7 protein-coding genes are annotated in these 5,386 nt (G+C 72.9%); 4 read left to right on the plus strand and 3 right to left on the minus strand.

From position 1 onward, the window contains the following. The 3 genes from AB0B48_RS31725 to AB0B48_RS31735 all read right to left on the minus strand — a co-directional run. Positions 1-335: DUF3140 domain-containing protein (locus tag AB0B48_RS31725; RefSeq protein WP_357208048.1), on the minus strand; the 335-nt coding region annotated here is incomplete at its 3' end. Beyond that, complete coding sequence (locus AB0B48_RS31730; protein ID WP_357208051.1) at positions 335-547, minus strand: hypothetical protein; 213 nt, start codon at positions 545-547, stop codon at positions 335-337. The genes AB0B48_RS31725 and AB0B48_RS31730, both read right to left, overlap by 1 nt. After that, a complete protein-coding gene (locus tag AB0B48_RS31735; RefSeq protein WP_355007897.1) occupies positions 544-3,102 on the minus strand; it encodes an ATP-dependent Clp protease ATP-binding subunit in 2,559 nt (852 codons plus the stop codon). Before AB0B48_RS31735 ends, AB0B48_RS31730 begins: the two co-directional genes overlap by 4 nt. A 140-nt stretch (positions 3,103-3,242) precedes the next feature. On the opposite strand from AB0B48_RS31735, the gene AB0B48_RS31740 reads away from it, so the two are divergent. The 4 genes from AB0B48_RS31740 to AB0B48_RS31755 all read left to right on the plus strand — a co-directional run. Beyond that, positions 3,243-3,635 (plus strand): hypothetical protein, encoded by a 393-nt coding sequence (locus tag AB0B48_RS31740; RefSeq protein WP_355007896.1) that lies wholly within the window; start codon positions 3,243-3,245, stop codon positions 3,633-3,635. Between the two features lie 152 nt (positions 3,636-3,787). Beyond that, complete coding sequence (locus AB0B48_RS31745) at positions 3,788-4,048, plus strand: hypothetical protein (RefSeq protein WP_030332749.1); 261 nt, start codon at positions 3,788-3,790, stop codon at positions 4,046-4,048. A gap of 6 nt (positions 4,049-4,054) precedes the next feature. Next, positions 4,055-5,152, plus strand: coding sequence for a hypothetical protein (locus AB0B48_RS31750; RefSeq protein ID WP_357208054.1), 1,098 nt, complete (start codon positions 4,055-4,057; stop codon positions 5,150-5,152). Further along, the coding region (locus AB0B48_RS31755) for a hypothetical protein (RefSeq protein WP_357208057.1) at positions 5,145-5,386 on the plus strand (242 nt) is incomplete at its 3' end. The genes AB0B48_RS31750 and AB0B48_RS31755, both read left to right, overlap by 8 nt.

A 5,386-nucleotide genomic window follows, 5' to 3' on the forward strand; every position in this document is an offset into this window, starting at 1 on the left:
GGGTCGTGACCCAGGTCCAGCAGGGAGTGCCGCCAGTTGTCGTCGGCGTTGCCGCGCGACGGTTTGGCGTCCATCAGCTCGCGGATCCGCTCGACCGCCTCCCGCATCACCTCGATGTCCTCCGGGGTGAGGTCCACCTTGCGCTTGTTGAGCACCTTGAGGATCTCCCGGCCGGGCTGGGGCAGGTCGAGGTTCGGGTTCGGGCTGAACGACTCCTCCCCCGAACCCCGGGTCAGCAGCCAGGTCCGCAGCTGCTCCGACGGGACGTTGACCTCGGCGTGGAAGTCCTCCCAGAGCACTTCCACCTCGGGGTCGAGCCGCGCTTCGCGTACCATCAGGTCTCCTCTCCGGGCGGCGGCCCGGACGTCTCCGGGTCGTCCTGGTCGGTCTTCGGGTGCAGGCCCTCCGCGGGCACCCGCGTCCGGCGGGGGTTCGCGGTGGGCGACGCCAGGATCGGGTCGGGATGGTCGTCCTCGTCCCGGGGTTTCGCGGACTCCGCGGGCTGGTGCGGGTCCTCCTGTTCGTCCCTTCGCGCCGGCCCGCTCATCGCGGGTGTGTGGTCGTGGCGGCGGTGTACCCCCGCTCGCCCGCTGTTACGTCGAAGGTGAGCGCCCCGTCGCGGACGTCCACAGTGACCTTCTGCCCCGGCGAGATCGCCGACTCCAGCAGCATCCGGGACAGGTGGTTGTCCACCTCCCGCTGGATCACCCGGCGCAGCGGGCGGGCGCCGAACTCCGGCTGGTAGCCGTGCTCGGCGAGCCAGTCGATGCCGGCGGTGGTGAACTCCACCTGGAGGTCCTGGGCGTGCATCCGGCGGCGGGTCTCCTCCAACAGAAGCGCGGTGATGTCGCGCAGCTGCTCGGCCTCGAGCCGGCGGAAGATGATGACCTCGTCGATGCGGTTGAGGAACTCCGGGCGGAAGTTCTCCTGAAGGCGGCGCATGAGGCGCTCGCGCAGCTCGTTGCTCTCCTGCTCGCTGCCCACGTCCCCGGTGCCGAAGCCGACCGAGCGCTGGGCGCCGGTGATCAGTTCGGAGCCGAGGTTGCTCGTCATGATCAGGACGGTGTTCTTGAAGTTCACAGTGCGACCCTGACTGTCGGTGAGCCGCCCGTCGTCGAGCACCTGGAGCAGGATGTTGAAGACGTCCGGGTGGGCCTTCTCGATCTCGTCGAGCAGCACCACCGCGTACGGGCGGCGACGCACCGCCTCGGTGAGCTGACCGGCCTCCTCGTACCCGACGTATCCGGGCGGCGCGCCGACCAGCCGACTGACCGTGTGCCGCTCCTGGAACTCACTCATGTCCACCCGGACCATCCGGTCCGCCTCGCCGAACAACGCCTCGGCCAGGGCCCGCGCCAACTCGGTCTTGCCGACACCGGTCGGGCCGAGGAACAGGAAGCTGCCCATCGGTCGCTCCGGGTCGGCCAGCCCGGCCCGGGAGCGGCGCACCGCCTCGGCGACCGCGGTGACCGCGTCGTCCTGACCGACCACCTTCTGGTGCAGGTGACCCTCCAGGCGCAGCAGCCGGTCGCGTTCCTCCTCGGTGAGCTGGCTGACCGGGATGCCGGTGGCCCGGGAGACCACCTCGGCGATCTCCTTGGGGCCCACCTCGGGCACCTGGGATCCGGACGAGCCGTCCTCGCCGTTGGCGCGTCGGATGTCCTCCTCCAGCTCGGAGATCCGGTCGCGCAGCGCGGAGGCCCGCTCGTACTGCTCGTCGGTGACGGCCTGTTCCTTGTCCCGGCGTACCTCGTCGAGTTCCTGCTCCAGCTCGCGCACGTCGGACGCGGGGGTGCGGGTCCGCAGCCGCACCCGGGCGCCGGCCTGGTCGATGAGGTCGATCGCCTTGTCCGGCAGGAACCGGTCGGTGACGTACCGGTCGGACAGCTCGGCGGCCGAGACCAGCGCCTCGTCGGTGAAGCGCACCTGGTGGTGGGCCTCGTACCGGTCGCGCAGCCCGCGCAGGATGGCGATGGTGTCGTCGACGCTGGGCTCGGGCACCAGCACCGGCTGGAAGCGCCGGGCCAGGGCGGCGTCCTTCTCGATGCTCTTGCGGTACTCGTCCAGCGTCGTCGCGCCGATCACCCGCAGCTCGCCGCGGGCGAGGGCGGGTTTGAGCATGTTCGACGCGTCCATTCCGCCCTCGCTGCCGGCGCCACCGGCCCCGACCAGGGTGTGGATCTCGTCCATGAAGATGATCAGCTCGTCCCGGTGCGCACGGATCTCGTCGATCACCTTCTTCAGCCGTTCCTCGAAGTCGCCCCGGTAACGGGTGCCGGCGACCAGACCGGCCAGGTCGAGCTGGACGACCCGCTTGCCGAGCAGGGTCTGCGGTACGTCGCCGTCGCAGATCCGTTCGGCCAGCCCTTCGACGATGGCGGTCTTGCCGACGCCCGCCTCGCCGATCAGCACCGGGTTGTTCTTGGTCCGCCGGGACAGGATCTCCACGGCCTGCTCGATCTCGTCGGCCCGCCCGATCACCGGGTCGATCTGGTCGTTGCGGGCCAGGTCGGTGAGGTCCTGCCCGTACTGGTCCAGGGTGGGGGTGCCACGGTCCGGCTTCGGCCCGGTCATCGGCCCGCGCTCGGCGTTGGCGGCCTGCAACGACTCGGGTTGGATCCGGCCGGCGGCCAGCATCCGCCCGGCCGGCGACTCCGGGTTGAGCGGCAGCGCCATCAGGATGTGCTCGGGGCCGATGTAGTTGGCACCCATCGCGCGGGACAGCTGATGGGCGTCGAGCAGCGCCCGCTTGGCGGCGGGGGTCAACGAGAGGTTGGGCGGCACCTCCCCGCGTGGCGCGCCGTCGCCCTTTCCGCCGAGGGCGTTGAGCAGGGTGTCCGGGTCGGCCCCGGCCCGGCGTACCAGGTCACGCAGCGGTTCGCGTTGCAGCGCCGCCCAGAGCAGGTGGTCGGTGTCCAGGTCGCTGCTCTGCCGTTGCGCGGCCCGTCGGGCCGCGTCGGCCAGCATCTCCCGGGCGTCCGCCGTCATCAGTCGGGTGATGTCGACCCGGTGCGGCGGTCGGCGCCCTCCCTCGCCCCGGCCGAAGTACCTGGCCAGGAATTCGTCCCACGGGTCGGAGCCGATGTCACCGGGTCCCATCATGTCTGTCCTCCGCAGTAGGGCTCGGCACGGTCGGCAGGGGCTACCCGGCGCGCGGCCCGACAAACGCCGCAGGTGGCGAAGGACCGGCATTCCGGGAGTGGCGTCGGGCCAGGGACGGGCGGTGGTGGCAGGCTGACCGGATGGATGAGACCCCGCTGCTGATCGTGGATGGCGCCAACGTGGTGGGCTCGCGCCCGAACGGGTGGTGGCGTGACCGCGCCGGGGCCGCTGCCCGGTTGCGCGACTCGCTCGCCCCGGTGGCGACCATCGGGTTGCCGGCCCGGCTGACCGCCCCGGTGGAGGTGGTCCTGGTGGTCGAGGGGGCCGCGCGGGGCGTACCGGGCACCGAGGGTGTGCGGGTGGTCTCCGCCGCCGGCTCCGGCGACGACACGGTGGTCGAGCTGGTGGAGGGCGCGCCGCGGCGTCGGCGGCTAGTGGTCACCGCCGACCGGGAGTTGCGCGGCCGGGTGACGGCGCTGGGCGCCGAGGTGTACGGCCCGCGCTGGCTCCGCGAGAACCCGACCAGCAACTGAGAAATTCTCGCACTGGGACTCCCACAGATCGGACTCCCGGCACTTCCGAGGGCCTTCCGGACAGGCGGGCAGGAACACCGACAGGGCGGATGTTCTTTCGGAACCGGCGATAGGCTCTAATGGAGATCTCCCCGCCCCCAGGAGGTTCCGCCGTGGCGAGCGTCGCCGAGCTGAAGGCTGCCATCGATGTCGCCCTCCAACAGATCGGAGACGGGCAGACAGCCGTGCAGGCAGCCGGCGAGAAACTCTCCGAGGCACAGCAGACCCTTGCCGGGGCGCTGGAGGGCAGCGGGCACGAGACTGTGGAGGCGGCCCAGGCGTCACTGACCCAGGCCAGCCAGGAGCTGGAGGAGTGTCTCGCCGCGACACTTGTCGCGGTGGAGCAGGCGCAGCTCTACGTCTCCACTCTGTAGGCCGTCATGTCCATCATCGAGGATGTCGGCGGGCAGGTCCGTGCCGCCACCGAGGAGTTCCCGGTCGCGCTGCTCGGGCAGGCGCTGGAGAAGTTCGGCCTGGCCGCGGAGCGGCTGCGCTGGGTACGACAGGAGTCGGCCAACCCGATGGGGGTGCCCGAGCTCTCCGCCGCCACCGAGCACGCCGAGAGTGCCGGCTACGCGCTGCGGGTGGCCCAGGAACAGCTGTCGGCGTACCTGACGGCGATCGGGCTCGGCGCGGACGGCGCCCCAGCGCCCCGCCCTGAGCAGCAACGCGCTCCCCGACACGACACGCCACCGGTGTCCGGGCCCGCCGTGGTCGCGCCTGAGCCGGCCGAGCAGGTGCGAATGCGCCGCTGGTGGTCGGTGCGGGTGGCCGAGCTGACCGGCGGGCGCGAGGGCACCGACGACGAGCCCGACGAGCAGGTGGGCGACTCCCAGGAGTTGCTGCGCCGAGTGGTGGGTGGTGTCCGCTCCGGCGACCGGGACCGGCTCCGCAAGGAGCTGCGCCGAGCCCCGGCCGACGTGGGGCTGGGCATGGCGGCGCTGGCGCCGCCGCTGCTGCGTGAGCTGGCCGGCGAGTTGCTCGGGCACCCGCCTCGCGCCACCGATCTCGGGCGGCTGCGCGGCGAGTTGGACGGACGCGTGCGCGACCTGCTGCCCGGGTTGCCGCCGCCGGTGCTGGAGACGTTGCTGACCCGGGTGTGCCGGATGCCGCCGCCGCGCGCCTCGGGGGAACCACCGCACGCCGCCGACTCCGCGGTGACCGCCGGGGTGGCGACCGGGCTGCTGCTCGCCCGCCTGGGCCGGGACCTGCCGGCCGGCGGCGCGAAAGAACCGGCGGGTTCGGGGCAGCGAGGCGACGTCGGGCAGCCGGCGCGGGCGGGGCAACCGGCGGGCACGCAGCAGCCGAGCGGGACCGTGCGGTCGGCGGGGGCGGTTCCCCGCGCCGGCGGTGCGATGCAGCGCTCCGGTGGTCTGCCGCAGCGCTCGGACGGGCCGCCGCCACGCCCCGCTGGGCCGCCCCCACGCTCGGGCAGCCCCTGGCGGGACGCGCCGACGCGTCGGGACTCCGATGGCTGACCGGCGCGGTCAGCTGGCCAGCCGGGTCCGGGACACCCTCGCCGAGGCGTTGGGCGCCACCCGCACCCGACTGTCCGCCGCCCAGGCCGACCTGACCGCCGGGCGGGAACGACTGGCCCGGGTCCAGCGGGCCGCGGCTGCCGTACCAGAGCGGGTGGGCGCCCAACGGGACCGCCGCATCGCCGAGATCGACGCCCGCTACTCCACCCGGATCGCGGAGCTGGCCCTGCGGGC

It is taken from the genome of Micromonospora sp. NPDC049089, from assembly GCF_040648775.1.
GTDB lineage: Bacteria > Actinomycetota > Actinomycetes > Mycobacteriales > Micromonosporaceae > Micromonospora.